At 68.5% G+C, this 24,828-nt stretch carries 20 protein-coding genes and 1 tRNA gene; 12 read left to right on the forward strand and 9 right to left on the reverse strand.

What is annotated here, in order from left to right:
* Positions 1–102: 102 nt before the first annotated feature.
* The 4 genes from ACWGIC_RS16655 to ACWGIC_RS16670 are packed head-to-tail and all read right to left on the reverse strand — an operon-like array spanning position 103 to position 2,454.
* Positions 103–300 (reverse strand): hypothetical protein, encoded by a 198-nt coding sequence (locus ACWGIC_RS16655; RefSeq protein ID WP_452076811.1) that lies wholly within the window; start codon positions 298–300, stop codon positions 103–105.
* A gap of 7 nt (positions 301–307) precedes the next feature.
* A complete protein-coding gene (locus ACWGIC_RS16660) occupies positions 308–850 on the reverse strand; it encodes an RNA polymerase sigma factor (protein ID WP_452076812.1) in 543 nt (180 codons plus the stop codon).
* A gap of 6 nt (positions 851–856) precedes the next feature.
* Positions 857–1,051, reverse strand: a complete 195-nt coding sequence (locus tag ACWGIC_RS16665) for a ferredoxin (RefSeq protein WP_452076813.1) — start codon at positions 1,049–1,051, stop codon at positions 857–859.
* On the reverse strand, positions 1,045–2,454 hold the full coding sequence (locus ACWGIC_RS16670) for a fatty acid desaturase (RefSeq protein ID WP_452076814.1): 1,410 nt from the start codon (positions 2,452–2,454) through the stop codon (positions 1,045–1,047). The genes ACWGIC_RS16665 and ACWGIC_RS16670 overlap by 7 nt, the downstream gene beginning before the upstream one ends.
* A 127-nt stretch (positions 2,455–2,581) precedes the next feature.
* Here ACWGIC_RS16670 and ACWGIC_RS16675 point away from each other — a divergent pair, with 127 nt between their 5' ends.
* From ACWGIC_RS16675 to ACWGIC_RS16710, 8 genes are all read left to right on the forward strand, one after another.
* Entirely contained in the window at positions 2,582–3,823 is a 1,242-nt protein-coding gene (locus ACWGIC_RS16675) for a PucR family transcriptional regulator (protein WP_452076815.1), read from the forward strand.
* 185 nt (positions 3,824–4,008) lie between these two features.
* On the forward strand, positions 4,009–5,703 hold the full coding sequence (locus tag ACWGIC_RS16680; RefSeq protein ID WP_452076816.1) for a GMC oxidoreductase: 1,695 nt from the start codon (positions 4,009–4,011) through the stop codon (positions 5,701–5,703).
* A gap of 554 nt (positions 5,704–6,257) precedes the next feature.
* Entirely contained in the window at positions 6,258–8,096 is a 1,839-nt protein-coding gene (locus tag ACWGIC_RS16685; protein ID WP_452076817.1) for an asparagine synthase-related protein, read from the forward strand.
* A complete protein-coding gene (locus ACWGIC_RS16690) occupies positions 8,080–8,334 on the forward strand; it encodes a lasso peptide biosynthesis PqqD family chaperone (RefSeq protein ID WP_452076818.1) in 255 nt (84 codons plus the stop codon). Before ACWGIC_RS16685 ends, ACWGIC_RS16690 begins: the two co-directional genes overlap by 17 nt.
* Before the next feature lie 11 nt (positions 8,335–8,345).
* The gene (locus ACWGIC_RS16695) at positions 8,346–8,780 is read left to right on the forward strand and encodes a lasso peptide biosynthesis B2 protein (RefSeq protein WP_452076880.1); all 435 of its coding nucleotides are present in this window, start codon (positions 8,346–8,348) and stop codon (positions 8,778–8,780) included.
* Complete coding sequence (locus ACWGIC_RS16700) at positions 8,761–10,467, forward strand: ABC transporter ATP-binding protein (RefSeq protein WP_452076819.1); 1,707 nt, start codon at positions 8,761–8,763, stop codon at positions 10,465–10,467. The genes ACWGIC_RS16695 and ACWGIC_RS16700 overlap by 20 nt, the downstream gene beginning before the upstream one ends.
* Positions 10,468–10,781: 314 nt before the next feature.
* Positions 10,782–14,258, forward strand: coding sequence for a polymorphic toxin type 44 domain-containing protein (locus ACWGIC_RS16705; protein ID WP_452076820.1), 3,477 nt, complete (start codon positions 10,782–10,784; stop codon positions 14,256–14,258).
* A gap of 30 nt (positions 14,259–14,288) precedes the next feature.
* Positions 14,289–14,900, forward strand: coding sequence for a hypothetical protein (locus ACWGIC_RS16710; protein WP_452076821.1), 612 nt, complete (start codon positions 14,289–14,291; stop codon positions 14,898–14,900).
* Positions 14,901–15,641: 741 nt separating this feature from the next.
* On the opposite strand, the gene ACWGIC_RS16715 is transcribed toward ACWGIC_RS16710, so the two are convergent.
* From ACWGIC_RS16715 to ACWGIC_RS16725, 3 genes are all read right to left on the reverse strand, one after another.
* Positions 15,642–15,715 (reverse strand) — tRNA-Leu (locus ACWGIC_RS16715).
* A 101-nt stretch (positions 15,716–15,816) separates the two neighbouring features.
* Positions 15,817–17,145 carry an NAD(P)/FAD-dependent oxidoreductase gene (locus tag ACWGIC_RS16720; RefSeq protein WP_452076822.1) on the reverse strand — a complete coding sequence of 443 codons (1,329 nt, stop codon included), beginning with the start codon at positions 17,143–17,145 and terminating at the stop codon, positions 15,817–15,819.
* Between the two features lie 84 nt (positions 17,146–17,229).
* Positions 17,230–17,913 carry a uracil-DNA glycosylase gene (locus tag ACWGIC_RS16725; protein WP_452076823.1) on the reverse strand — a complete coding sequence of 228 codons (684 nt, stop codon included), beginning with the start codon at positions 17,911–17,913 and terminating at the stop codon, positions 17,230–17,232.
* Between the two features lie 53 nt (positions 17,914–17,966).
* On the opposite strand from ACWGIC_RS16725, the gene ACWGIC_RS16730 reads away from it, so the two are divergent.
* Positions 17,967–19,457 (forward strand): S10 family peptidase, encoded by a 1,491-nt coding sequence (locus tag ACWGIC_RS16730; RefSeq protein WP_452076824.1) that lies wholly within the window; start codon positions 17,967–17,969, stop codon positions 19,455–19,457.
* Positions 19,458–19,497: 40 nt separating this feature from the next.
* Here ACWGIC_RS16730 and ACWGIC_RS16735 read toward each other — a convergent pair whose 3' ends face one another.
* A complete protein-coding gene (locus tag ACWGIC_RS16735; RefSeq protein WP_452076825.1) occupies positions 19,498–20,100 on the reverse strand; it encodes a response regulator transcription factor in 603 nt (200 codons plus the stop codon).
* Complete coding sequence (locus tag ACWGIC_RS16740) at positions 20,097–21,230, reverse strand: sensor histidine kinase (protein WP_452076826.1); 1,134 nt, start codon at positions 21,228–21,230, stop codon at positions 20,097–20,099. Before ACWGIC_RS16740 ends, ACWGIC_RS16735 begins: the two co-directional genes overlap by 4 nt.
* Positions 21,231–21,365: 135 nt before the next feature.
* On the opposite strand from ACWGIC_RS16740, the gene ACWGIC_RS16745 reads away from it, so the two are divergent.
* The 3 genes from ACWGIC_RS16745 (at position 21,366) to ACWGIC_RS16755 (ending at position 24,694) form a co-directional block, all read left to right on the forward strand.
* Positions 21,366–22,250: an ABC transporter ATP-binding protein gene (locus tag ACWGIC_RS16745; RefSeq protein ID WP_452076827.1), complete on the forward strand. Its 885-nt coding sequence runs from the start codon at positions 21,366–21,368 to the stop codon at positions 22,248–22,250.
* A 23-nt stretch (positions 22,251–22,273) separates the two neighbouring features.
* Positions 22,274–22,993: an ABC transporter permease gene (locus ACWGIC_RS16750; protein WP_452076828.1), complete on the forward strand. Its 720-nt coding sequence runs from the start codon at positions 22,274–22,276 to the stop codon at positions 22,991–22,993.
* A 177-nt stretch (positions 22,994–23,170) separates the two neighbouring features.
* Positions 23,171–24,694 carry an alpha/beta hydrolase gene (locus tag ACWGIC_RS16755; RefSeq protein ID WP_452076829.1) on the forward strand — a complete coding sequence of 508 codons (1,524 nt, stop codon included), beginning with the start codon at positions 23,171–23,173 and terminating at the stop codon, positions 24,692–24,694.
* The last annotated feature ends 134 nt before the right edge of the window (positions 24,695–24,828 follow it).

Here is a 24,828-nt window from a genome sequence, read left to right on the forward strand (position 1 = left end):
CGCCAGCCTGGAGACCGCCGTCGACCCGCAGTCAGGCTAAGAAAGTCCGGAATGCCTGACCAATGCTCTTTGCCGCCCGAGACATGCTTCCCCGGCTATACCTCACCGCGCAATGCGGCTCCCTGCCTCGGCCGGTTCCGCACGCACCACCCGATACGCGGGCCCGGCTTGCTTGCCGCCGCCGGAGAAGATATCCGCCAACTTCCCGATCAGCATTCCCAGCAGGGGAAGCCAGATGGGACACAGCATCAATACCAGCAACGGCCCCATGATCTTGAAAATTTCCAGGAATCCGTGCATATCAGCGTCACACCTTCTCGGTTTCGGCCAGCAGCGTCGCGAGCGTGCGCACCGCACGATGCTGCAGCGCCCGGATGCTGTTGGGGTTCTTGTTCATCGTTTCGGCGACCTCGGCGACGGACAGTCCGGCGAAAAACCGCAACCGCAGGCACTCGCGCTGCGGTTCGCTGAGGCCGGCGAGGCACCGCCGCAGCGCGGCCGCTTCGATGCGGGCCAGCGCGAGCCGGTCGGCTCCGCCGCGGAGGTCCGGTCCGTCGTGGTCTTTCCCGTCGAGGAGTTCGCGCCGGTAGCGGGCCGATTTGCGGTGGTCGCGCAGCAGGTTGTCGGCGATCGTGTACAGCCAGCCGGTGAACGAGCCGACGTCCGGGCGGAAGTCCGGCAGTTTTCGCCACGCCCGCAGGAAAGCCTCGCTCGTCAAGTCCTCGGCGACCGTCGCCGTCGGCACCCGCATCCGCAGGTAGCGGAAGACCGGCGGCGCGTGTTCCTGGTAGATGACGGCGAACGCGGCCTGGTCGCCAGACCGCGCTCGGCCCAGCAATTCCGTCTCCACCGAGCCTCAATCCTGAAGCCGCAGCGCGGCGACCGGGCACGCGCGCACCGCCGCGTCGACGAACTGCCGGTCCGCCTCGGGCGGGGTTTCGTCGAGAACCTGTACGACGCCGTCCTCGCCGACCTCGAAGAACTGGTCGGCCATCGCCTCGCACATGCCGAGACCTTCGCATTTTCCTTGGTCCGCAACGATTTTCAGCACGCCGCCTCCCGCGCCACCGGCACGAAGTCGACCTTGTCCCGGACGCCGCAGTCCGGGCAGGTCCAGTCGTCCGGGATCTCCGACCACGCGGTCCCGGCGGCGAAACCCTCCAGTTCATTGCCCTCGGCGACGCGGTAGGTGTAGCCGCAACCGGGACACCGCGCGGCGTCCACATCGTCGGCCAGCTGCGACCGAGCGTCCACAGTGGATCCCGCTGCCGCGGCAGCGGTGACCGGATACTTCTTCAGCAGCGACGGCAATTTGCCCGGCTGCACGTTCGCCTGCCGGAGGTCGCCGTCGTAATGCCGGCAGACGCGCGGGTCCATCACTTTGCGAAACCATGCCGGGACTAGCGCGACGACCATCATTCCGGTGTAGCCGGTCGGCAGGACGGGGCTTTCCTTGAAGTCGCGCAAGGTCTGGAACCGGCGAGTCGGGTTCGCGTGGTGATCGCTGTGCCGCTGCAAGTGGTACAGCAGCACATTCGTCGCGATGTTGTTGGAATTCCAGGAATGCGCCGGAGTGACCCGTTCGTACCGGGTCTTGGCACCGTGCGTGACTTGCTTGCGCAGCATCCCGTAGTGCTCCATGTAGTTCACGATCTCCAGCAGCGAGAACCCGAACACGGCCTGCACCACCAGATACGGCAGGATCCCGACGCCCAGCCACGCGATCAGCCCGCCCCACAGCACCACGCTCATCAGCCACGCGTTGAGCACATCATTGCCGAGGTGGAACGGGTGGCTTCCCTTGCGGGCGTAGCGTTTCCGCTCAACACCCCAGGCACTGCGCAGCGAACCGAAAACTGTGCGCGGCCAGAAACGGTAGAAGCTCTCGCCCAGCCGGCTCGACGCCGGATCCTCCGGAGTGGCGACGCGGACGTGGTGCCCGCGATTGTGCTCGATGTAGAAATGCCCGTAGAAACACTGCGCCAACGCGATTTTCGCGGCCCAGCGCTCGGTGCTTTCCCGTTTGTGGCCGAGTTCGTGCGCGGTGTTGATCGCGATGCCGGCGACCGTGCCCAGCGTGATCGCGAGGCCGATCTTGCCGCCGACGGAAAGCTCGCCGCGCGCGAGCATCCACGCACCGGCGACGAAACCGGCGTATTGCAGCGGCAGGAACAGGTAGGTGATCCAGCGGTAGTAGCGGTCCTCCTCCAGCGCCTCCATCACCTCGTCCGGCGGATTGGTGTGGTCGTATCCGGCGACGAGGTCGATCAGCGGCACGAGGACCAGCACGACGAGCGGCCCGAGCCACAGCACGGCGTCGGATCCGGTCGCGGCGTGCAGTCCGATCGCGCCGAACGGCAGCAGCGGCACCACCAGCCCGAGGAGCCACAGGTGCCGCTTCCGGTCGTGCCAGGCGGTTTCGCCGTTCGCTCCGGCGAGGCGGTACTTCTTCATGGCGGCCTCCACGCGGTCTGTCGTTTTCCCGAAGGTAGGAATCCGCGAGCGGGCGAACACTGTGCGCGAAACCGAAACGCCCGGCTGCGTTGGGTCCGGAGCACGAACCGGGCGTACGGTGCTGCCTGTGACGTCGACGGCTGCCGCCACGCTGGCCAAGGTCGCGGACTCGGTGCTGGCCGAGCTCGCGCCGCTCTGCGCGCGGATCGTGGAGGAGATCGCCGCGGCGGTGCCGGTGCTCGCACCGGACGCACAGGCCTTGGAGCTGCTGGAAAGCTCGGTCCGGGAAAACCTCGTCGCCGCGCTGGGCGTGCTGAGCGGCGCGACCCAGCCCGCGGACGTCGGCGCTCCGCCCGCCGCGCTGGAGTTCGCGCGGCGGCTGGCGCAGCGCCGGGTGCCGATCACCGCGATGCTGCGCGCGTACCGGCTCGGCCAGGCGTCCTTCCAGCAGGAAATGATCGCCCTGATCGCGGCCGAGCCGGTCCAGACCGCTGAGATCTCAGCCGCCGCCACTGACCTGTCACAGGTCGCCTTCACCTATATCGACAAGATCTCTGAAGAGGTGGTCGAGGCCTACCAGGCGGAACGCGACACTTGGCTGCGCCACCGCAACGCGGCCCGGCTGGCGAAGGTGCAGGCCGCACTGTCCGGCAAGCCGGTCGACACCGCGGACGTCGAAAAGACCCTCGGCTACGCGCTGTCGGACCGGCACGTCGGCGCGGTGCTGTGGTGCGGCCCCGAGCTGGACGAAAGCGCCCGCTTAGCCACCCTCGAACGGCACGCGGCCCTGCTCGCGAACGCCCTCGGCACCACGCCGCTGGTCGTGGCCCCGGACGCCTCGACCGTATGGGCCTGGTTCTCGACCGCGACGCTCGACCTCGACGCGGTGTCCGCCGCGCTCGCCAGCTCACCCGATCCGGTCCGCGTCGCGCTGGGCGACCCGGCGAGCGGACTGACCGGGTTCCGCACCACCCACCAGCAGGCCCGGCAGGCCGAAGCCGTCGCGCAGATGACCGAGCGGACCCAGCCGCGACAGGTCACCGCGGCGGCGCAGCTCGGGCCGCTGGCGCTGGTCGCGGCCGATCCGGCGGCGGTCGCGGGCTGGGTCCAGTCGGTGCTCGGCGCGCTGGCCGACGACGACGAGGGGCACCGCCGGATGCGCGAGACGGTGTGGGCGTACCTGTCCAGCGGAAGCAGCTTGATGGTCGCCGCGCAGGAGCTGCACCTGCACAAGAACACCATCCAGTACCGGCTCCGCAAGGCCGAGCAGGAACGCGGCCGTCCGCTGTCCGAGGGGCGGATCGACGTCGAGGTGGCGCTGCTGGCGTGCCGGCTGCTGGGTCCTGCCGTGCTCCGGCCGGTGGACTGACGTTTTGTGCCGCGGGACCAATCCGGCCCCGCTGTCCCGGTCCGCGGACCGATGCCCGCGCCCGGCCTGGCGAGAAGACTCCGGGAAACGTCGCCGGACGGTGCCCATCCTCTCCGTCCGGCGGCGTCCCCAGACCCCGCCCGCACGCCCCGGCCGGAGCAGCGCTGACGCTTGCGAGGACAACGATGGACCACCCCCGCGAAGAGACCGACGTCCTCGTGATCGGCTCCGGCTTCGGCGGCTCGGTGAGCGCACTGCGGCTGTCCGAAAAGGACTACCGCGTCACCGTGCTGGAAGCCGGTCCGCGCCGCACCGAAGAAACCCTGCCCAAAACCTCGTGGGACGTCCGGAATTTCCTGTGGGCTCCCCGGCTCGGCTGCTACGGCATCCAGCGCATCCACCTGCTCCGCGACGTCGTCATCCTCGGCGGCGCGGGCGTGGGCGGCGGTTCCCTCAACTACGCCAACACTCTCTACGAACCGCCCGCGCCGTTTTTCGCCGACCCGCAATGGGCGCACGTCACCGACTGGCAAGCCGAACTGAAACCGCACTACGACCAGGCCCGCCGGATGCTCGGCGTCACCCAGAACCCCACCGTCACCGCCGCGGACCAGGTGCTCCGTGAGGTCGCCGACGACCTCGGCGTCGGATCGTCCTTCCGGCTCACCCCGGTCGGCGTGTTCTTCGGCGACCAGGACACTCCCGCCGGGACCGTCGTGCCGGACCCGTTCTTCGGCGGTGCCGGGCCAGCGCGCCGAACCTGCACCGAATGCGGATCCTGCATGACCGGTTGCCGGGTCGGCGCGAAAAACACGTTGGACCGCAACTACCTCTATCTGGCCGAGCAACGCGGCGCGAACGTCGTCCCCCTGACCACAGTGCTCGATGTGCGGCCGGCCGACGGCGGCTACGTGGTCACCGCGGTCCGCACCGGATCCTCGCCCCGCCGCCGCAAAAACGTGCGCACCTTCTTCGCGCGCGACGTCATCTTCAGCGCAGGCACCTACAACACCCAGAAGCTGCTCCACCGCGCCCGCGAAACCGGTGCCCTGCCAGGGCTTTCCGCCAGCCTTGGCCGGCTGACCCGGACCAACTCGGAAGCCATCCTCGGCGCGAAATCGAAACGCCGGGACGTCGACTTCACCCACGGCGTCGCGATCACCTCGTCCATCCATCCGGACGCGCACACGCACATCGAACCCTGCCGCTACGGCAAGGGAAGCAACGCGATGTCGCTGCTGCAAACCGCGCTCACCGACGGCGGCAAGTCCCTCCCGCGCTGGCTGACCTGGCTCGCCGCCTTCGCCAGGAACCCGCGCAACTTCACCTGGTTCTCGCCGCGCCGCTGGTCCGAACGCACCATCATCCTGCTGGTCATGCAAACCCTCGACAATTCCATCACCGTCTCCGGAAAACGCACCCGGACCGGAGCGCACAAACTGACTTCCGCACCCGGGCACGGCGAACCGAACCCCACCTGGATCCCCGCCGGAAACGACGCCGCCCGCCGCGTCGCGGAGAAAATCGACGGCATCGCCGGCGGCACCACCGGCGAGATCCTGAACATCCCGATGACCGCGCATTTCATCGGCGGCTGCGCCATTTCCGACAATCCGGCCAACGGCGTACTGGACCCCTACCACCGCGTATACGGCCACCCCGGCCTGCACGTCGTCGACGGCTCCGCGATCTCCGCCAACCTCGGCGTCAACCCTTCCCTGACGATCACCGCGCAAGCCGAACGCGCGATGTCCTTCTGGCCCAATCACGGCGAGAAGGACCAGCGGCCCCCGCTCGGCGCGCCGTACGAACGCATCGACCCGGTGCCCCCTCGGCGTCCCGCGGTTCCGGCCGGCGCTCCGGGCGCTCTCATTCCCTGAGTGCACGGCGCGGCCCGCCGCCCTCCCCTTTTCGGAATTCAGTACGCGAGCAGAAGCATTTCCCCGAAACCGGCCAAGGCAGCCGGGATGCACTGTTTCGAATATTTTCCTGAAGAATCGAAAACGGACACCGCTGTCGGCCCAACTGATTCGACTGAACGCCCGAGTGTCAGCTTCCGGGGATCCTGCTAGCGTGTTCTGCGCGGAGCACTTCGCGCATCCGGAAAGTTCATCAGCGATCGCTATCGAACCGATAATGAATTATTCCCGAAAGAGCACACCGAGGAGGACTGGTTTCTGTGAAGACCCTTCCCGAGCGTTATCAGGCCCCTGAAGCATCCTCTGCCGGCTGCTTCGCGACCGACACCCGGCGGCTGCGCCGCGGCGCGCGCGATCACCGCCGCCACGGCCGTCGTCGCCGCTGAGCAGGCGATTCACCCGCGGGTAGCGTCCGTTGCCCGCTGAGCTGAGCTGACGTGGCTGGAGGTCGACCCAATCGGTCTTCAGCCACGTTCGTCCTCCCGTCGTTCACTCCGATCCCGACCGGTGGTCCGATGAACGCCTTGTCGAGCAGTCTTGTCGTCCTTCCGGACTCGCCGGGCGGCGCCGCGCTGCTGCCACGAGTCCCTTACCAGCGCCCGAGTGTCCTGTTCCATTCCTCCGGACGGCCGTGGCTGGCCGGTCGCTGGGAGCCGGGGGAAATCCAGGTGGCCATCGCGGGCCGGGCCCGCGTCGCCGTCTTCGGGTCCTGCCCGATTCCAGTCGAGCGGCTGACCGCCCATGCCGCCCGTTTGCGCACCGCGGCCGACGCGGACGCGCTCGCCCGCGTGCTGCCCGGCAGCGCGCACCTCATCGTGTCAGTGAACGGGCAAGTCCGGCTGCAAGGCACTCTGGCGAACCTGCGCCGGGCCTTCCACACCCGGATCGGCACCACCGCGGTCGCGAGCACCCGCGCCGACGTGCTGGCCGAGATGACCGGCGCGGACCTGGACGAAGACCTTCTCGCCGCGCATCTGACGCAAATGCAGCTGCTTCCCCCGCTGATCGAGAAAAGCTGGTGGCTCACCGTGCAGCCGGTGCCGCCGGATTCCTACGTCGCGCTGGCCGACGACGGCACCGCCCGCACGGTGCGCTGGTGGCATCCGCCGGACCCCGTTCTGCCCATCCGCAAAGGCGCTCCCGCGGTCCGCGCCGCGCTGCGGGAAGCGGTCGCGAACCGGCGACCCGCCAAGGGCAGGCTGTCGCTGGATCTTTCCGGCGGAATGGACTCGACGACGCTGTGTTTCCTCGCCGCCGAGCACACCCCCGACCTGCTCACGTTCCGGTGGACCGAAGGAAGCGTCGCCAACGACGATCCGGCCTTCGCCGCCGAAGCGGCCCGGCTGCTCCCGCGCGCCGAGCATCTGGACCTGTCCGGAGCCAGTTCGCCCGCGCTGTTCGCCCCGCCCTACACGACGACCGACCTAGAAGCGCCGTGGACGATGACCAGAGGACTGAACAGTTCCTCGCACGGCGTGCGCATCCTCGCCGAGCACGGCTCAGGACTGCACCTGGCCGGGCACGGCGGAGACGAGGTTTTCAGCGCTTCGCCCAGCTACCTGCACACCCTGGTCCGCCGCCGCCCGCTCACCGGTCTGCGCCAGCTCCGGGTCTACCGCAGCCTCGGCCGGTGGTCGTGGCCGCAAACCCTGGCCGGCCTGGCCAGCAGGCAAAGCTGGGGCGACTGGTGGCGAGACTCGGCGGACCACCTCACCGACCCGCTGCCGCCGCGCGGGACACCCGAGCTGAGCTGGGCGGATCCCGTCCGCGCCGCGCCATGGGTCACCGGCGACGCACTCGCGACCACACGGCGGGTGCTGTACGAAATCGCCGGCGAGGCCACGCCGCTGGCCGCCGACCGCGGTCAGCACGAAGCGCTGACCAGCCTGCGCGCCGCGGGACCGTTGTGCCAGCAGATCCAGCGCGAGTACGCCGCCGAGGGCGTCCCGCTCGACCTCCCGTACCTGGACGACCGGGTCGTCGAGGCCGCGCTCGCGGTCCGGACGTCCGACCGGTTCACGCCCTGGCGGTACAAACCGCTGCTCGCCGACGCGATGCGCGGCCTCGTCCCGGACGTCATCCTCGACCGCACCACCAAGGGCGACTACCAGGACGACGATGACGCCGAGGCGCACCGGCACGTCCCCGATCTGCTCGAGTACTTCGCCGATTCGGCACTGGCCGCGTGCGGTCTGCTCGACCTCGGCGCGTTGCGGGCCTGCCTGCTCGAGCCGAGGCTGGACGACGAGGTGGAAGCGCACCTGGAAACCGCGCTCGGCTGCGAAATGTGGCTGCGGGCGATCGCCGAGGCCCGGCCAGCGACCGACCGGAGGACCCATGCACCTGCACCCTGACGCCGCGCTCACCGACACCCCGGACGGTTCGGTCCTGCTCAACAAACGCACCGGAACCTATTGGCAGGTCAACCGAACCGGCGCGCACACCCTCGACCGCCTGCTCGCCGGCGAGACCGCCGACCGGATCGCCGCCGATCTCGCCGCCAGATACGACATCGACGCCGCCCGGGTGCTGTCCGACATCGCCGCGATGACCGAAAGCCTGCTCGCCGCCGGATTGGTCGAACCGTCGTGAGCCAGCCGTCCGTGGTACCCCACCGAATTCGCCTGCCGCTGCACCGAAAACTGCTGCCGCTGCTCATGGTCGCGCTCGCCACCCTGCTGACCGCGTTGTCCCCCAAGCATCTCTGCGCGATCCTGACGTTCGCCCGGCGGGGTGCCCGGCCCGCCACCTTCGAACAAGCCCGCACCGCGCGTCAGTCGGTGATCGCGGTCAGCCTGCGCTGCGCCGGCGACGGCTGCTTGCTCCGCTCCGTCGCCGCGGCTTTGCTGTGCCGGACGCACGGCGTTTGGCCGACCTGGCGCACCGGCGTACGCACACAACCATTCAGCGCCCACGCGTGGATCGAAGTCGACGGCCAAGTTGTCGACGAAATCCATCCCGCGGGTTATTTCGCTCCGCTGCTGACCGTCGCCCCTTTAGCCGTCGAGGATCGCCCGAATGACCGTCACCGCCCCTGAGACCAGTCCGTCGGCCACCGAGGAGCCCGTCCGGTCCCGGGTCGGTCTGCGCCACCTGTTCGCCGCCACCCGCGGACACCGCAGAAACATCGCTGTCGCACTGCTTTTCACCCTCGTCGGTGCCGGACTTGGCCTGCTGCAGCCAATGCTGGCCATGCAGACCATCGACGCCGTCGGCACCGGCGGCGCCATCGGCTGGCTGCTCGTCGCCCTCGTCGCCGTGTTCGTCGCCGAAGCCGTCGCGGACACCGTCGGCCGCTACTGGCTGGAACGCTCCGGCGAAGGCGTCGTGCTCGGACTGCGAGTGCGGCTGGTCAGCCACCTCTTGCGGCTGCCGATGCGGCTGTACGACCAGCACCGGATCGGCGACCTGCTGTCCCGGACCACCGCCGACACGACCCTGCTGCGCGACACCCTCGCCTACGACCTGGTCGAAATGCTGACCGGCGGTTTCGTGGTCGTCGGCGGCACCGTCGCCATGCTCTGGCTGAGCCCGCTGCTGTTCGGCATCGTGGCCGTCATCGTCGGCGGCGTCGGGGGCGTCACGCTGTTTGTGTTGGCGCGCATCCGGAACGCGACCGAAAACGCGCAGGACAATCTGGGCCTGATGGCCGCGGAACTGGAACGCGCGCTCAGCGCTATCCGCACCATCCGAGCCACCCGCGCGGAAGACCGGGAAACCGACCGCATCGGCCATTACGCGCGGACCACCTATCAGGACAACATCCGCGCCGCCCGCCTCAACTCCATCGCCGGCCCCGCCGTGACCCTCTCCGCGCACGGCGCCCTCATCGCGGTCTTGGTCACCGGCGGAATCCAAGTAGCCAACGGAAATCTCACCCTCGCCGAACTGGTGGCTTTCCTGCTCTACGTCAGCTACATCGCCGTCCCGAGCGCCGGATTGTTCGAACTGGCCGCCACTGTCCAAAGAGGACTGGCGGCGTTCCAGCGGGTCCACGACATGACCCAGCTCCCCACGGAAACCGACCACGCCCCCGAGCCGGGTGTTTCCCCGGCTTCCGCCCCAGTCCTGGAACTGCGAGACGTCTGGTTCAGCTACCACCCCGACCGCCCGGTGCTGCGCGGCGTCTCCTTCGTGGTGCCGCGCCAAGGCCACGTCGCACTGGTCGGCCCGTCCGGAGCCGGGAAGTCCACCATTCTCGCGCTGATCGAGCGTTTCTACGAACCCGACCGCGGCACCATTCTGTTCAACGGGCACCAGCCGTCCATCGCCGAATGCCGCCAGCGAATCGGCCTGGTGGAACAAACGACCCCCATCCTGCACGGCACCCTGCGCGACAATCTCACCTACGCCGCCCCCGACGCGACCGACGACCAAATCCGCGACGTACTGGCGAAAACCAACTTGACAGAATTCGTCGACCGTCTCCCCGCCGGTCTGGAAACCCCAGCGGGCGAACACGGCGGCATGCTGTCCGGCGGCCAGCGCCAGCGGCTGGCCATTGCCCGCGCACTGCTGGCCCGGCCAGAGCTGCTGCTCCTGGACGAACCGACGTCCCAGCTCGACGCGGCGAACGAAGCCGCCTTCGCGCGGACGCTGGATCAGGTGGCCGGGGAGTGCGCGTTGCTGGTCATCGCGCATCGGCCCGCAACGGTGCGCCGGGCGAAGACGGTGATCGCGTTGGAGCACGGGCGGATCAGCACTGACTTGGGTCTTGTTCCTTAGCCGTGCGGAGAGGACCATTCCGGGTTTTCGCCCTGACACGGTCACCGGGACACCAACCGCTCCGATTACCCTGATCGGCTGCTTGTCGCCGTGTTCGGCCACCGGCAGACTTGACCATGGGTGGTACGGACCATTACCCATGCGCCACCCAGATTCCTGCATTTCTTCGGGGGAAATCCGGACATTGTCCGGTCACGCAGCACGGGGGCTGCGGTTTCTGTCGCGCGGCGGCCCGGCCCACACCACTGGTTCCGTCCTGCCCCGCGACCGGCCGCGATCCCGGCGTGCGTGCTGGACGGAGGGGAAGAAACGGGATGAGTTTCCTTCACAGACACAGATTCCGCGCCGCGGTCTCAGTGCTGACCGCGGCACTGCTCGGCACCGGCGTCGCAGTGACGCCCGCCGCCGCGGATCCAGCCCCGGCGCAGAACGAACGGGCGCAGGCCGTCCAGCTGCTCAGCTCCGGCGGCCCGGCGGTGGCCGCCGCCGCGGAAACCGCGCTGACCGGCAGCGACGCGGACGTGCACGCGTTCCTGACCGCGGCGCTGGCGCAATGCCAGGTCACCGACGACCGGATCAGCGCGCAGCGGATGCTTTCCGCCGGCGGGCCCGCGACCCGGTTCGCGGCGAACCAGGCGCTGTCGAACACCCCGGAGGCGGTGAAGACGTTCCTGGACACCGGCTGGACCCAGCCGTGGAAGGACGACCAGCGCATCAAGGCCTCTCAGCTGTTGCAGGCGGCGACCGGGCCGACCGTCAAAGCGGCCGCCAACGCGGCGCTGAACGGGACCATCGAAGACCTGGAAAAGTTCCTCGGCCCCGGCGTACGCCAGGCGCAGAACGACGACGACCGGATCGCCGCGCAGCGACTGCTGAACGAGGGCGGCCCGGAGGTGCGCAAGGCCGCCAACCAGGCCTTGAACGGCACTCCGGACGACGTCCGCTACTTCCTCGAAACCGGCTGGCAGGTCGCGGCTCAACGGGATCAGGAAACGCTGAGCATCGCGCAACTGGCCGATCTCGCGCACGCCGCCGCCCAGCGCGCGGCCACCCAGACCCAGAACGCCAAAGAAGCGGCGGACCGGGCCGCAGCCGCCGCGAAGGTCGCCAAGGACGCGGCACAACGCGCGGCGCAAGAAGCTCAGGCCGCCCAAGATTCCGCTGGTCAAGCCGCCAATGCCGCGGACAGGGCAGCGGACGCGGCCAACCGCGCCGCCGACACCGCCCGGACCGCGATCGAGGCCGCCGAGGCAGCCACGTCGGCCGCGCGGACGGCGTCGGCCGCTGCGCAGCAGGCTGCGTGGGCAGCTTCGATGGCCGGTCAAGCCGCAGCCAGGGCCCGCAACGCCGCAGCCGCAGCACATCTGGACGCCGCCAACACCGCGTCCATCCGGGACGCAGCCCGCGCCGCCGCGGCGAACGCCCGTGACGCCGCGAACGGCGCCCGCTCGGCGGTAGCCGCGATCGGCGACGCACTCAACGCACTCGGCCTGGCGATCCAGGCCGCTATCGGTGCCGCCGCCACCGCGAACGACGCCGCAGCAGCAGCAGGCGCGGCCGCCGAAGCCGGCGGCTGGGCGCAAAAAGCCGGAGCCAGCGCCGCAGCCGCACAGCGCGCCGCCAACAAGGCTCGCGCCTACGCCGGTGAAGCGACCCGGGCCGCAGCCGCCGCCCAGTCCATCGCCAACGAAGCCCAAGCCAACGCGAACCAGGCCCGAGACGCCGCCAACGCAGCAGCCGCGCACGCCGACGCAGCAGCTCAAGCCGCCCAGGAGGCGGCGAACGCGGCCTACGACGCCGAGCGCGCCGCAGCACAGGCCCAAGCCGCCGCGGACGCCGCCAAGGCCGAAGCCGCCGCCGCGCAGACCGCCTCCGACCAGGCCAAGTCCACCGCGGAAACCGCACGCAAGGCCGATGCGGAACGGCTCACCGCTCAGCAGAACCAGGGCGTACGCGATGCTGAAGCAGCGAAGCAGGCCGAACAGGACAAGCAGGCGAGCGTCGACTGGAAAGCCGGAGAAGCCGCGAAACTCGACGCCGAGGCTCAGCGACTGCTCACCGAAGCCCAGTCGCCGACGACGCCCGCCGAAACAGTCGTAGCCGACGGCCGCAAGGTCGCCGCCCGCCTGTGGCACACCGGCGGCCCCTGGGTGAAAACCGCCGCCCGGGACACCCTCGCCGGATCGACCGCCGACGTCGTCTCGTTCGTCCACAGTGGATTCGCCAGCGCCACCGAACAGGACGACCGCGCGAGCGTCGCCGCGATCGCCGACACCACCACGATCGCGGCCCAGCGCACCGCGGCCAACACCGCACTGGCCGGAACCTACGACCAGGTCAAGGAATTCCTGCGCACCCGCTACTACCCCGGCAAGAACGACGACGACCGGGTCGCGGTACAGCGAATCCTGAACAACGGCGGCCCGGCCACGAAGGCCGCCGCGAACAAGGCGTTGTCCGGCACCGTCGAAGACATCCGGGAATTCCTCGCCACCGGCCAGTACCGCGCAGCCGAGGACGACGACCGCGTTGCCGCGCAACAGGTCCTTAACACGGGCGGCCCCGAAGTCCGCGCCGCCGCCAACGCCGCGCTGTCCGGCCCGTGGTCCTTCGTGAAGCAGTTCCTGCACGTGGATCAGTACAAGGCCGCGGTACGAGACGCCGACACGGCGATGCACAACGCCCAGATCGACGGATATCTGGCCGACGCAGCCAAGTCCGCAGCGCAAGCCCGCACCGACGCCGCGAACGCCGCTCTGTACGCCGCCAACGCACGCAACGACGCCGCCGCAGCCTCGGCGGCCGCAGCCGCGGCCAAGCAGTCGGCCGCCGACGCCTCGAAAGCCGCGGCCGACGCGAAGAAATCCGCCGACGACGCACAGAATTCCGCCGACCAGGCCGCACGCTCCGCCCAACAGGCGCGGGACGCAGCCAAGACCGCCCAAAACGCGGCCAACGACGCAGCCCGCTCCGCAGCCGCCGCCCGCGATTCGGCGTCCCGCGCCGCCGGTTACGCCGCAGCCGCCCGAGCCTCCGCGGAACAGGCCCGCGCAGACGCGATCGCAGCCCACAAGTCGGCCGAGGAGGCGGCACAAGCGGCCGCGGAGGCTTGGCAGTCCGCAGTCATTGCCCTGCAGAACGAGGAAAACGCCCGCCGCAACGCGGGCCCGGTCACCGGCGCGGACGGCGGGTTCGACTGCCCGCCCAAGTGTGTCCCGCCGGAGCAGCGTGTCCAGGACAACCCAGCTTGGCGGGAAGCGCTGTCCTTGATGACCAGCGAAATGGTCAACAACCCGAAAGGCGACATCGCCGCGGGGATCAGGTACCTGCTCACCGGACTCGCCGGCCCGCTCAGCGTCGACGAGGCCTTCGTGAGGTTCGGCTGGCAAGTCAGGACCGGCGGGCCGTGGGACCACAAGGGACCGCTGTACGACATCCTGAAAGCCAACGGTCGCGAGAAAACCTACTCCTTCCCGGTGCCCGGCACGAACGAGAACCTCAACTACGACTTCTGGTCGAACCTTCACTACGGGTATGTCGGCGCGTCCTGCGGTTTCACCGAAGGCGAACTCGTCCTCGGAGCCAAGGCGTTCCAGATAGTGTCCCCCACGAACCATTGGGGTCCCAGCAAGGAGGCCACGATCCGCGCCGGAGCCCGGCTCTTCCAGGCACATCCCAATTCCGACGATCTGCGGGATCCGAACATCATCCTCCAGGTGATCCGGGACAATAGAAACGTGTACCGGCAGAGCGCGCCGGGAGAACCCGCGTATCTCGAGCCGCACCGGTAAACGGCTGACCTCTCCGAAAGGCACGTCTAGATGACCCACTCGACCCAGGGCCGCCGACGCATCGCGCCGGCGGCCCTGGCTCTCGCCGTTCTGGTCCCGCTGGCGACCGGCTGCGCCAGCCGGTTCACTGATCTCCACCAGTCAGGCACCGGTCCGGTGACCGAACAGGCAGCGTCCCTCGCCAAGAAACACCGGCTCGGCCCGACCGGCTTCGGCAAACTCACCCTCGGCATGCCCCTAGCCAAGGCGATCGCCACCGGGCAGATCCGCGAGAACCGCGACTCAGGAACGGTCGGCTGCGCCATGGGCCACGAGACCGGAACAACCCACGACGTCGTCTGGATCTCCGACACCATCGGAGTCGCCAAGATCGAGGCCTACGAAGGAGTGCTGACCCCCGAGGGCATCGGACTCGGCGCGAGCCTGGACGAGGTCAAGAACGCCTACCCCGGCGTCAAGGTCGAAACCGAAGCCGACATGGGCAGCGGCCAAATCAAAATGGACGACCACTACCGCGCCCCAGTCACGGGCAACCCCGACGCGGCCTACCGGATCTTCGTCGACCGCGACGACCGGGTGGACTCCCTGCTGCTCGTCACCACCAAACCGAAACCGGAGTGCGAGATCGGCTACTCCAACTGACGAAACGAGGCCCAATCGACCTTGGCCCGCGAAAACGGTGCCCCGACGGGGTTCGAACCCGCACTGGGTCGATTTCGGACGGCGGTGGGCGATGTTGGCCGTCCACTGCCGTCCTTAGCTTTCACCTGCGGTATTCGCATAAGCGGACGAGATCTTGCCGCCCCGGATTGACGCGGCGTGATAGCCCTTCAAGAGGTCGCCGGGAGGACGACAGGTCACTCACGGACGCAACGTGCGCGCACGGTCCCGGCCATCTCGGAGACTTGCCCCTCCGGCAAGGACATCCTTCTAGGTGTCAGTGCCGGACGCTAGCTCCACGCAGTCTGGGCAACGATTCTCACGTGAGACGAACGTTGGAGGCCACGGGACGCCATAGCTCCCGACGACCCGCTTGCCGCATAGCGTCTCGATCGGGCTTCCGTCGGTGAACCGCTGATAGGCCTCATCCGTGATGGCGTGCTGCTCGTCGCCAGGCTGCAGCATGTCCGTGCGATTCGGCGCGCGGCGGTGAGGTCGCCGCGCTTCGCCGTGCTCGGTCCACGCGCTGCATAGGCTCATGCTGAGCTGTCGCATGCGGCACCGTTCTGGTTACAGCTCATGCCGGAGGCGGCCCCGCGTGCCCGGCCCGATCGCGCGCGGCCCCGCAGGGGCCACCTTGATCCTGACTCCGGGAATTCCGGGGGTAAACCGGGGTTGATCTTGAACCAGGCTCAAAAGAACCGTCCTGACCCGCGAAACCAGTGCCCCCGACGGGGTTCGAACCCGCACTGGGTCGATTTTAAGTCGACTGCCTCTGCCAATTGGGCTACGGGGGCACCCCCACCCTAGCGAACCCGCCCCCACCCACGACAAAGCCGGGCCGCCCCCAAGCGACCCGGCTTCACCACAAGCCATCGGCCAAGCACCCCAGAGAAACTCAGCCCTTGCTAGCCCGGTTGAACTCTTCCTTCGGGTTGTTGATCTGCCCCAGCGAAATAACCTCCCGCCGGAACAACCCGCCGAGCATCCAGTCGAACAGGATCCGGATCTTGCGGTTCCACGTAGGCATCGCCTTCAGGTGGTAAGCCCGGTGGAACAGCCACGCCGGGAAGCCCTTGATCTTCAGGTTCAGCGCGTCCGCCACGCCCTTGTGCAGCCCGAGGCTCGCGACCGCACCGAGGTTCTTGTGGTAGTAGTCCTTCGGCTGTCCGCCGCGGATCACCTTGATGATGTTCTTCGCCAGCAGGCGGGCCTGGCGGACCGCGTGCTGGGCGTTCGGCGGGCACGTCGCCGTCGGGTCCTGCTCGGTGCGCGACAGGTCCGGGATGGCCGCGTTGTCGCCCGCGGTCCAGACGTCCGGGTGGCCGACGACCTGCATCGCGGCGGTGGCCTCGACGCGGCCGCGCTTGTCGAGCGGCAGGTCCGAGCCGGCGAGGACCGGGTTGGCCTTCACACCCGCGGTCCAGATGATCGTGTCGGTGTCGAACTCGGTGCCGTCCGACAGCACGACGTGGCCGTTTTCGAACGACTTCGCCGCGGTCGACAGGTACACCTCGATGCCGCGCTTCTCCAGCTGCTGCACCGTGTACACACCCAGCGTCTCGCGCACCTCGGGCAGGATCCGCCCGGCCGCCTCGACCATCACCCAGCGGATGTCCGCCGGCTTGATGTTCGGGTAGTAGTTCTCGACCGCGAAGCGGGTCATGTCCTCGAGTTCGGCCAGCGCCTCGATGCCCGCGAAGCCGCCGCCGACCACGGTGAACGTGAGCAGGCGCTTGCGCAGCTCGGGGTCGAGCGTGCTGGCGGCCTCGTCCAGCTTGGTCATGATGTGGTTGCGCAGGTAGATCGCTTCGCCGATGGTCTTGAAGGCGATGCCCTCCTCGGCGAGGCCGGGGATCGGCAGGATCCGCGCGACGGCGCCGAGCGCGACCACGAGCACGTCGTAGTTCAGCGTCTCGATGTGGCCGTCGGCGGCCTCGACCGTGACGGACTTGCGCTCGTTCTCGATCTTCGTGACCCGCGCGGTCAGCACGTGGCAGCGCTTCAGCACGCGGCGCAGCGGCACGACCACGTGCCGCGGCTCGATCGCGCCGGCCGCCGCCTCGGGCAGGAACGGGGCATAGGTCATGTGCGGCTGCGGGTCAACGACGGTCACGGAGGCCTCGTTGGCGCGCAGCATCTTCTGAAGCCCGTACGCGGTGTACAGGCCGACGTATCCACCACCGAGGACGAGGATCCGAGTCGGTTCCGACTTCGCAGCAGCCATGTACCTATAGTCGCACTTCCGAAGCGGCTCCGCTCGGGTACCCCACCCCGCTGTGACCAGCGTCGCCACGCTGGTTGTCACGATTCAGATGAGCCCGGCGGCCGAGGCCGCGGCGGTGAACGCGGTCACCACCATGGGCTGTGTCACACGACCGGTCTGGACATTGCGCGGTGACACGTGGTAACAGCCGAACACCGCCAGGTCACCGAGCTGGAGCCGGGCCCCGTGGGCGAAGGACGGCCGCGGTTTCGGCACCGGCCAGCCCGCGGCGGAAAGCACTGGCAGCAGCGCCTGCCAGCCGAACGCGCCGAGCACGACGATCGCGCGCAGGGTGGGCCGCAGCAGGTCCAGTTCGTCGGCCAGCCAGTGCCGGCAGGTGTCCCGCTCAGCGGGGGTCGGCCGGTTCTCCGGCGGCGCGCAGCGGACCGGCGACATGAGCCGGGTGCCGCGCAGCGTGAGGCCGTCGCCGATCGCGGCGGACACCGGCTGGGAGGCGAGACCGACCTCGTACAGCACCCGGAAGAGGAAGTCGCCGGACGGATCGCCGGTGAACATCCGGCCGGTGCGGTTGGCCCCGTGCGCGGACGGCGCGAGCCCGACCACGGCCAAGGCAGCGTCCTCCGCGCCGAAACCGGGCACTGGCCGCGCCCAATAACGTTCACCGGCGAACGCGGCCTTCGTACCGGCCACGCCTTCGCGCCATTCGACCAGCCGCGGGCATGCCCGGCATTGCACCAGTTCCGCGTCGAGGCCGGCGAAAGTGCGCATCGATCTCCTCCGCATTGGTGTGCTGCCACGGTAACGCGGGATAGGTTGGGGCCATGGCCGACACCACCGCGGACGAGACCGCCGAGAAGACCAAGGACGAGGAGACGAAGACAGCCGAGCCCGTCGACGACCTCGTGACGACGCAGCACACGCTCACCGTCAAGCGGCGCAAGCTCGCCTACACCGCCCAGACCGGCCGGATCGTGCTCCGCCAGGAGGTCAAAAAGGACGGCAAATCCGAGGGCCACCAGCCCAAGGCCGAGGTTTTCCTCACCGCCTACACCCTCGACGACGCCGACCCCGGCACGCGACCGGTCACCTTCGCCTTCAACGGCGGCCCTGGTTCCTCCAGCATCTGGCTGCACATGGGCCTGCTCGGGCCGCGCCGCGTGCTGTCCGGCGACGTCGACGACCCGGTTCCGCCGCCGTACGGCCTCGAGGACAACCCGGAAAGCCTGCTCGCGCACAGCGACCTGGTGTTCATCGACCCGGTCCAGACCGGCTACTCCCGGGTGACCGAGGGCGGCGAATCCCAGCCCTACACCGGGTTCCAGGGCGACGTCGAATCGATCGCGGAGATCATCCGGCTGTGGGTTTCGCGCAACGAGCGCTGGCTGTCGCCGAAGTTCCTCGCCGGCGAGTCCTACGGCACGCTGCGCGCGGCCGCGCTGGCCGGGCACCTGCAGGAGCGCTACGGCCTGTACCTCAACGGCTTGATGCTCATCTCGTCCGTTTTGGACCTCGGCACGCTGCGGTTCCACGAGGGCAACGATCTGCCGTACTCGCTGTATCTGCCCACGTACGCGGCGATCGCGCACTACCACGGCCGCCACGGCGACCGTCCGCTCGACGACGTGCTCGCCGACGCCGAGGACTTCGCCTCGAAGGAGCTGCCGTGGGCGCTTTCCCGCGGCGCTCGGCTGTCCACTCAGGACCGTACTGAGGCGGTGCAGACGCTCGCGTCGCTCACCGGGCTCAGCGAGTCCTATGTGGATCGAGTGAACCTGCGGATCGAGCACATCCGGTTCTTCACCGAACTGCTGCGCGACCAGGGGAAGACCGTCGGCCGGATGGACGGCCGGTTCACCACCTGGGAGCCGGACGGCGGCGTCGAGCACATGAGCGACGACCCCTCGGTGTCGAGGATCATCGGCGCCTACTCGGCCGGGTTCAACCACTACGTGCGCGCCGAACTCGGCTACGAGAACGACCTGCCGTACGAGATCCTGTCCACCGAGGTGTTCAAGGCCTGGTCCTACAAGGAGTTCGAGGGCCGTTCGGTGTCCGTTGTGGACACCTTGAGCGCGGCGATGCGGGCGAACCCGCACCTTCAGGTCCACGTCGCCTTCGGGCATTACGACGGCGCGACGGCGTACTACGCGTCCGAGTACGTGCTGTCGCAGCTGAAGATTCCCGAGGAGCTGCGGGAGAACATCGACACGGCTTACTACCCGGCCGGGCACATGATGTACGTGCACGAACCGTCGCGGGTGCAGCAGTCGAAGGACCTGGGCAAGTTCGTGAAGAAGGCGTCCAACCGCTGACCTTGTGAGTGCCTATCGCGGTTCTAACCGCGATAGGCACTCACAACCAGTCGTGCTCCCGGGCGTACCGCGCCGCCTCGTGCCGCGTCCGCGTCTGCGTCTTCTGCATCGCATTCGACAGATAGTTCCGCACAGTCCCCTCCGCCAGATGCAACTGCGCCGCGATATCCGCCACCGAATACCCCTCCCGCGTCGCCCGCAGCACGTCGATTTCCCGCACGGTCAACGGACAATCGTCCACCACCGCGAGCGCCGAGACGTCCGGGTCGATCCAGCGTTTGCCCTCGTCCAGCGTCTGGATCACCGACGCGATGTGCGCCGGTTCCGCCGATTTGCTGACAAAGCCCTGCACGCCGAGCTTCAGCGCCTTGCGCAGCACGCCCGGCCGCGCGTGCCGGGTCAGCATCAGGATCACCTGTTCCGGCCGCTCCCGCCGGATCCGCGCGACCGCGCCCAATCCGTCCACATTGGGCATCTCCAGGTCGATCACCAGCACGTCCGGCCGATGCTGCAGGGTGGCCTGCACCGCCGCCTCGCCGTCCTCCGCCTCGGCGAGCACGGTGATCTCGCCCTCCATCGGCAGCAGCGCGGCCATCGCCTTGCGGAGCAGGGCTTCGTCGTCGGCGAGCACCACTGTCGTCATCGCGACACCTTCTCCGGGAAGACCGCGGCCGTCACGAACCGGCCGTCCTTCTGTTCCACCGCCAGCTCTCCGCCCTGATCCGCCAATCGCGCGCCCAACGCGGACAGTCCGCTCAGCTCCGGAGTACCGTCCGGGGCCCCGTCGTTGACGATGCTGATCCCGGTTTCGTCCAGGGTGATCCGCACCTGCCGGGCTTGTGCGTGCCGGAGGATGTTCGTGGTGGTCTCGCGCAGAACCTGGCCGAGCAGTTCGTCCACTCCGGAACCGGCCTCCGCGAGCCGCTCGACCCGGACATGAATCCCCGCCGCCTCGAAGAGGTTCTTCGCGTTCTCCAGTTCGGCCGACAGATTGAGCCGCCGCTGGGCGTAGGCGAGTTCCTTGGTCTGCACGATGGTTTCGCCGACCAGGGTGTGCACCTCGCGCAATTCCTCCTGCGCCCGTTCGAGATCACGGTGCAGCAGCTTCTCCGCGAGCGCGACTTTCAGCTTCACCACGTGCAGCGTGTGCCCCTGGATGTCGTGCAGCTCGCTGGCGAACCGGACCCGCTCCCGGACCACCGCCAGCTCCGCCTCCTTCTCCCGCGACTCTTCCAGCTCCGCGACAAGGTCGTAGAGCCGCTGGCTGGCGAACATCAGCAGCGTCGACAGCGCCGAGCCGACCGCCGGGGTCACGACGTAGACGAACACCCGCGCGCCGAGATGGTCGTGGTGCAGCAGCACGTTGGCCGCGCCGATCGCGCCGGTCAGCACGGCGAAGCCGACCAGCGCGGCGAACCGGCGCCGTGGCAGCGGCGGGATGAGGAACGACCCGACCATGCTCAGCCCGTAGAACGCCATGGTGATGTCGCTCAGCGCACCGGCGAGCCAGACGACCGCGGTGAGCACCAGGCACGGGCGCGCGACGCGGATGAAGTCGCCCGCGGTCCAGCGTTCGGCGGTGGCGGCCGCGGCGAGCAGCCCGATCACCTGAATGACCACGTGCCACCAGGTCCGGCTGCTGAGCACGATCAGCAGCACGCCGACGACCAGCAGCGGCGGCATCACCGTGATGAGGTTGAGCCGCCGCAGCCGGTCCTGGACCGCGTCGCCGGACCAGGACATCCGGCGGGGCCGCGGACGGGTCTCGGTCATGGTGCTCCAGTTTCGGCCGGACGGTTCGGTCCCAGCATGCCGGAGCCGCCGAAGGGCCACCAGTGACGCAGTGTCATGTCTCCGGCTGACGTGACCGCACTAGCCGTGACCAGCGGATCCGGCTGGAATCGGAGCATGTCCACGACCCCAGTCATCGACGTCGGCCACCTGAACCTCACCTACGGCGACTTCCAGGCCGTGCGCGACCTGTCGTTCCAGGTCGGCCGCGGCGAACTGTACGCGCTGCTCGGCACGAACGGCGCCGGGAAGACCTCGACGCTGGAGACCGTCGAGGGCCACCGGGCACCCAGTTCCGGCACCGTGCGGGTATTCGGAAAGGATCCGCGCGACCGCGCTGCCGTGCGTCCCCGGATGGGGATCATGCTGCAGGAAAGCGGCTTCTCGCCGGACCTGACCGTGCGCGAATCGATCCGGCTGATCGGCAGCCTGACCCAGCGAAACGACAACGTCGAACGGCTGCTCGGCATCACCGATCTCACCCGTAAAGCCACGACGAAGGTTTCGCAGCTCTCCGGCGGCGAAAAGCGCCGGCTGGACTTCGCGACCGCCGTGTACGGGACGCCGGACCTGGTCTTTCTCGACGAGCCGACCACTGGTCTTGACATCCAGTCGCGCGACGCGCTGTGGGACGCGGTCGACCGGCTCCGCGAGGACGGCACCACCATCGTCCTCACCACGCATTATCTGGAGGAAGCGCAGCAGCGCGCCGATCGCATCGGGCTGATGCACCAGGGCACGCTCAACCGCGAAGGCACCGTCTCGGAACTGACCCGGACGCTGCCCGCGACCATCCGCTTCGGGCTGCCGCCGCACGCACCGATGCCGCCGCTGCAAGCGACTCGCGAAGAGGACGGCCGCTTCCTCATCGAGACCTTCGGCCTGCAGAAAGACCTGCACGTCCTGCTCGGCTGGGCGCAAGACCACGCCGTCGAACTGGCCGAATTGGAAGCCGGGCCGACCCGGCTCGACGACGTCTTCCGCGCTATCGGCAACGCGTAACTTTATTACCGAAAGGCTTTCCCATGCTCTCGATCGCCCGCGGCGAACTGATCCAACTGTTCCGAAATCGCTTAGTATTGGTTACATCGCTAATACTGCCCGTCGCTTTCAGCGCGTTCTTCATCGCGCGCCACGAAACCTTCGCTCAACTCGGCAGCCTCGGCTATATCGCGGCGCTGACACTTTTCTTCATTACCGCGATCGGCCTGTACACCACTACCGTCACCACCCTCGCCGCGCGACGGCAAAACCTCTTCCTCAAGCGCCTGCGCTCCACCGCCGCCAGCGACTCCGGCATTCTCGTCGGCCTGCTCCTGCCGATCACCGCGATCGCCACGATCCAGGTCGGCGTCATCCTCAGCGTGCTCGGCGCGGTGACCGGACTGCCGAAGAACCCGCTGCTGCTGGCGGTCGCGGTCGTCGCCACCATCGGCATGATGCTCGCCTTCGGCCTGGCCACCGCCGGGCTCACGAACTCACCGGAACACGCCCAGGTCACCACGCTGCCGATCACCGTCGCGGTCCTCGCGATCGCGAGCTGGATCGGAATCACCGGGACCGAGCAGCTTTCCCTCCTGAAACGCCTTTTGCCCGGCGGCGCGGCCACTGAACTCGTGCTGAATTCCTGGAATGGCGGAGCTTCGGTTACCGACTCACTCGTGCTGCTCGGACCGATCGCGGCCTGGCTGATTCTCAGCATCACTCTGGCGACCCGACTATTCCGCTGGGAACCGCGGCGCTGAAACCCCTTCCGGCACCGAGGGGACTGGAGTAACGTCGACGATGCTCTCGATCGTCGACGTGACCAGCAGTCGACTTGACCGGCAGCCGGACAACGGCGTCCGCGAGCACAGCTTCGTTTCGTGCACTTTCCTTTCAGCTTCCTGCGTTCGATTGATCTCGGCAAAGGACGGAAAACCGTGCGAAAACAATTGCTCGTCGTACTGGCGGCCGCCGCGCTGACGGCGACCGCTGTTCCGGCGTACGCAACCCCTTCGAAGTCCTCGGTGAACTGGGGAGCCTGCCCGGCCGACGTCGCTTCCCCGCTGCTGCGGTGCGCGTCGCTGGAAGTTCCGCTGGATTACCGGCACCCGGACGGGAAGAAGATCAGCATCGCGATCTCCCGGCTGCCCAGCGGCAACGCGGCCAAACGGCGCGGCGTGCTGCTGTTCAACCCGGGCGGCCCCGGCGGACCCGGACTCGCCTTCCCGCTGATCTGGGCGCAGCTCGGGGCGCCGGCGAGCCTGCTCGCCGAGTACGACCTGATCGGCTTCGACCCGCGCGGGGTCGAGCACAGCAACCCGGTCAGCTGCGAGCTGAAGCCTGAGCAGCTCTCGTTCACCCCGAAGTACGCGCACAACCGCGAAGAAGTCGTCCGGGCTTCGGAAGCCGCGAAGCAGGTCGCGGCGCAATGCGCTTCCTCGGCTTCGGCGTCGATCCTGCCGTACGTGACGACCGCGAACACCGCGCGCGACATGGACCGGATCCGGGCCGCGCTCGGCGAGCAGAAGATCTCCTACTTCGGCCTGTCGTATGGCACTTACCTCGGTGGGGTGTACGCCTCGCTGTTCCCGGACCGCACCGACCGAGTCGTGCTCGACAGCGTCGTCGGACCGACCGGGGTCGACATCACCACGGCGCGCCGCTTCGCCGAGGGAATGCAGGACCGCTTCCCGGACTTCGCGAAGTGGGCGGCGGCGCGCAATTCGATCTACGCTCTCGGCACCACTCCGGCTGAAGTCACCGCGAATTTCTTCCAGCTCGCGGACAAGCTCGACCAGCATCCTGCCGGGAGAATCGACGGCTCAGCCTTCCGGATGGTCACGCACAGCCTGACCTACCAGACGCTGACCTTCCCGAGACTGGCCCAGGCGTGGCAAGCACTGCTCAGCAATCCGGCTCCGGCGGCCGAGTCGCTGCGGCCGCTCCTCGCCGATCCGGTGCAGAGCCAGCGATCCACCATGCTTTCGGTGATCTGCGGGGACAACGCGTGGCCCCGGCAGATTTCGACCTACCAGCGCAACGTCGCGGAAGACCGGGTCACGTACCCGATGATCGGTGGTGCGACAGCGAACGTCTGGCCGTGCGCGCGCTGGTCGTATCAGCCGGTCGAACCGCCAGTGCAATTCAGCGACCAGGGACCGTCGAACCTGCTGCTGGTCCAGAACACGCGCGACCCGGCGACCCCGCTATCCGGCGCGTTGGAAACCCGTGAGGCGTTCGGCGACCGGGCCCGCCTCGTCACGGTCGAGCAGGGCGGGCACGGTGTGGGAATCCCGTTCCTGAACGGCTGCGGTTTCGCCGCCGTCACTGATTTCCTCGTGCACGGAATCCGGCCGGAAACCGACAAATACTGCGGTGCCGAAGCGAACGTCACGCGATCGCTTACCCCGCAGCAGCAACAGGCCGCCGACAAGCTGACGGATCGGCTGCGGCAGTACTGAACCGACGATGGGTGGGACGATGAGCGGCGGGGGGGGGGGGGGCCCCCCCCCACCGAGGGAGTACGGGGCGCATTGGGTTAACCCCCATACCACGCATACACCCTGAAGTAAAAAATTTGGAAAAAAATGAAAAA

The organism is Amycolatopsis sp. NPDC054798, assembly GCF_053611505.1.

Bases quoted from the DNA above. Each gene is read 5' to 3' on its own strand.
- ACWGIC_RS16730 (WP_452076824.1), top strand. From the start codon at position 17,967: ATGGCCGACACCACCGCGGACGAGACCGCCGAGAAGACCAAGGACGAG.
- ACWGIC_RS16710 (WP_452076821.1), top strand. From the start codon at position 14,289: ATGACCCACTCGACCCAGGGCCGCCGACGCATCGCGCCGGCGGCCCTG.
- ACWGIC_RS16680 (WP_452076816.1), top strand. From the start codon at position 4,009: ATGGACCACCCCCGCGAAGAGACCGACGTCCTCGTGATCGGCTCCGGC.
- ACWGIC_RS16705 (WP_452076820.1), top strand. From the start codon at position 10,782: ATGAGTTTCCTTCACAGACACAGATTCCGCGCCGCGGTCTCAGTGCTG.
- ACWGIC_RS16750 (WP_452076828.1), top strand. From the start codon at position 22,274: ATGCTCTCGATCGCCCGCGGCGAACTGATCCAACTGTTCCGAAATCGC.
- ACWGIC_RS16745 (WP_452076827.1), top strand. From the start codon at position 21,366: ATGTCCACGACCCCAGTCATCGACGTCGGCCACCTGAACCTCACCTAC.
- ACWGIC_RS16685 (WP_452076817.1), top strand. From the start codon at position 6,258: ATGAACGCCTTGTCGAGCAGTCTTGTCGTCCTTCCGGACTCGCCGGGC.
- ACWGIC_RS16735 (WP_452076825.1), bottom strand. From the start codon at position 20,100: ATGACGACAGTGGTGCTCGCCGACGACGAAGCCCTGCTCCGCAAGGCG.
- ACWGIC_RS16670 (WP_452076814.1), bottom strand. From the start codon at position 2,454: ATGAAGAAGTACCGCCTCGCCGGAGCGAACGGCGAAACCGCCTGGCAC.
- ACWGIC_RS16690 (WP_452076818.1), top strand. From the start codon at position 8,080: ATGCACCTGCACCCTGACGCCGCGCTCACCGACACCCCGGACGGTTCG.
- ACWGIC_RS16725 (WP_452076823.1), bottom strand. From the start codon at position 17,913: ATGCGCACTTTCGCCGGCCTCGACGCGGAACTGGTGCAATGCCGGGCA.
- ACWGIC_RS16720 (WP_452076822.1), bottom strand. From the start codon at position 17,145: ATGGCTGCTGCGAAGTCGGAACCGACTCGGATCCTCGTCCTCGGTGGT.
- ACWGIC_RS16740 (WP_452076826.1), bottom strand. From the start codon at position 21,230: ATGACCGAGACCCGTCCGCGGCCCCGCCGGATGTCCTGGTCCGGCGAC.
- ACWGIC_RS16655 (WP_452076811.1), bottom strand. From the start codon at position 300: ATGCACGGATTCCTGGAAATTTTCAAGATCATGGGGCCGTTGCTGGTA.
- ACWGIC_RS16700 (WP_452076819.1), top strand. From the start codon at position 8,761: ATGACCGTCACCGCCCCTGAGACCAGTCCGTCGGCCACCGAGGAGCCC.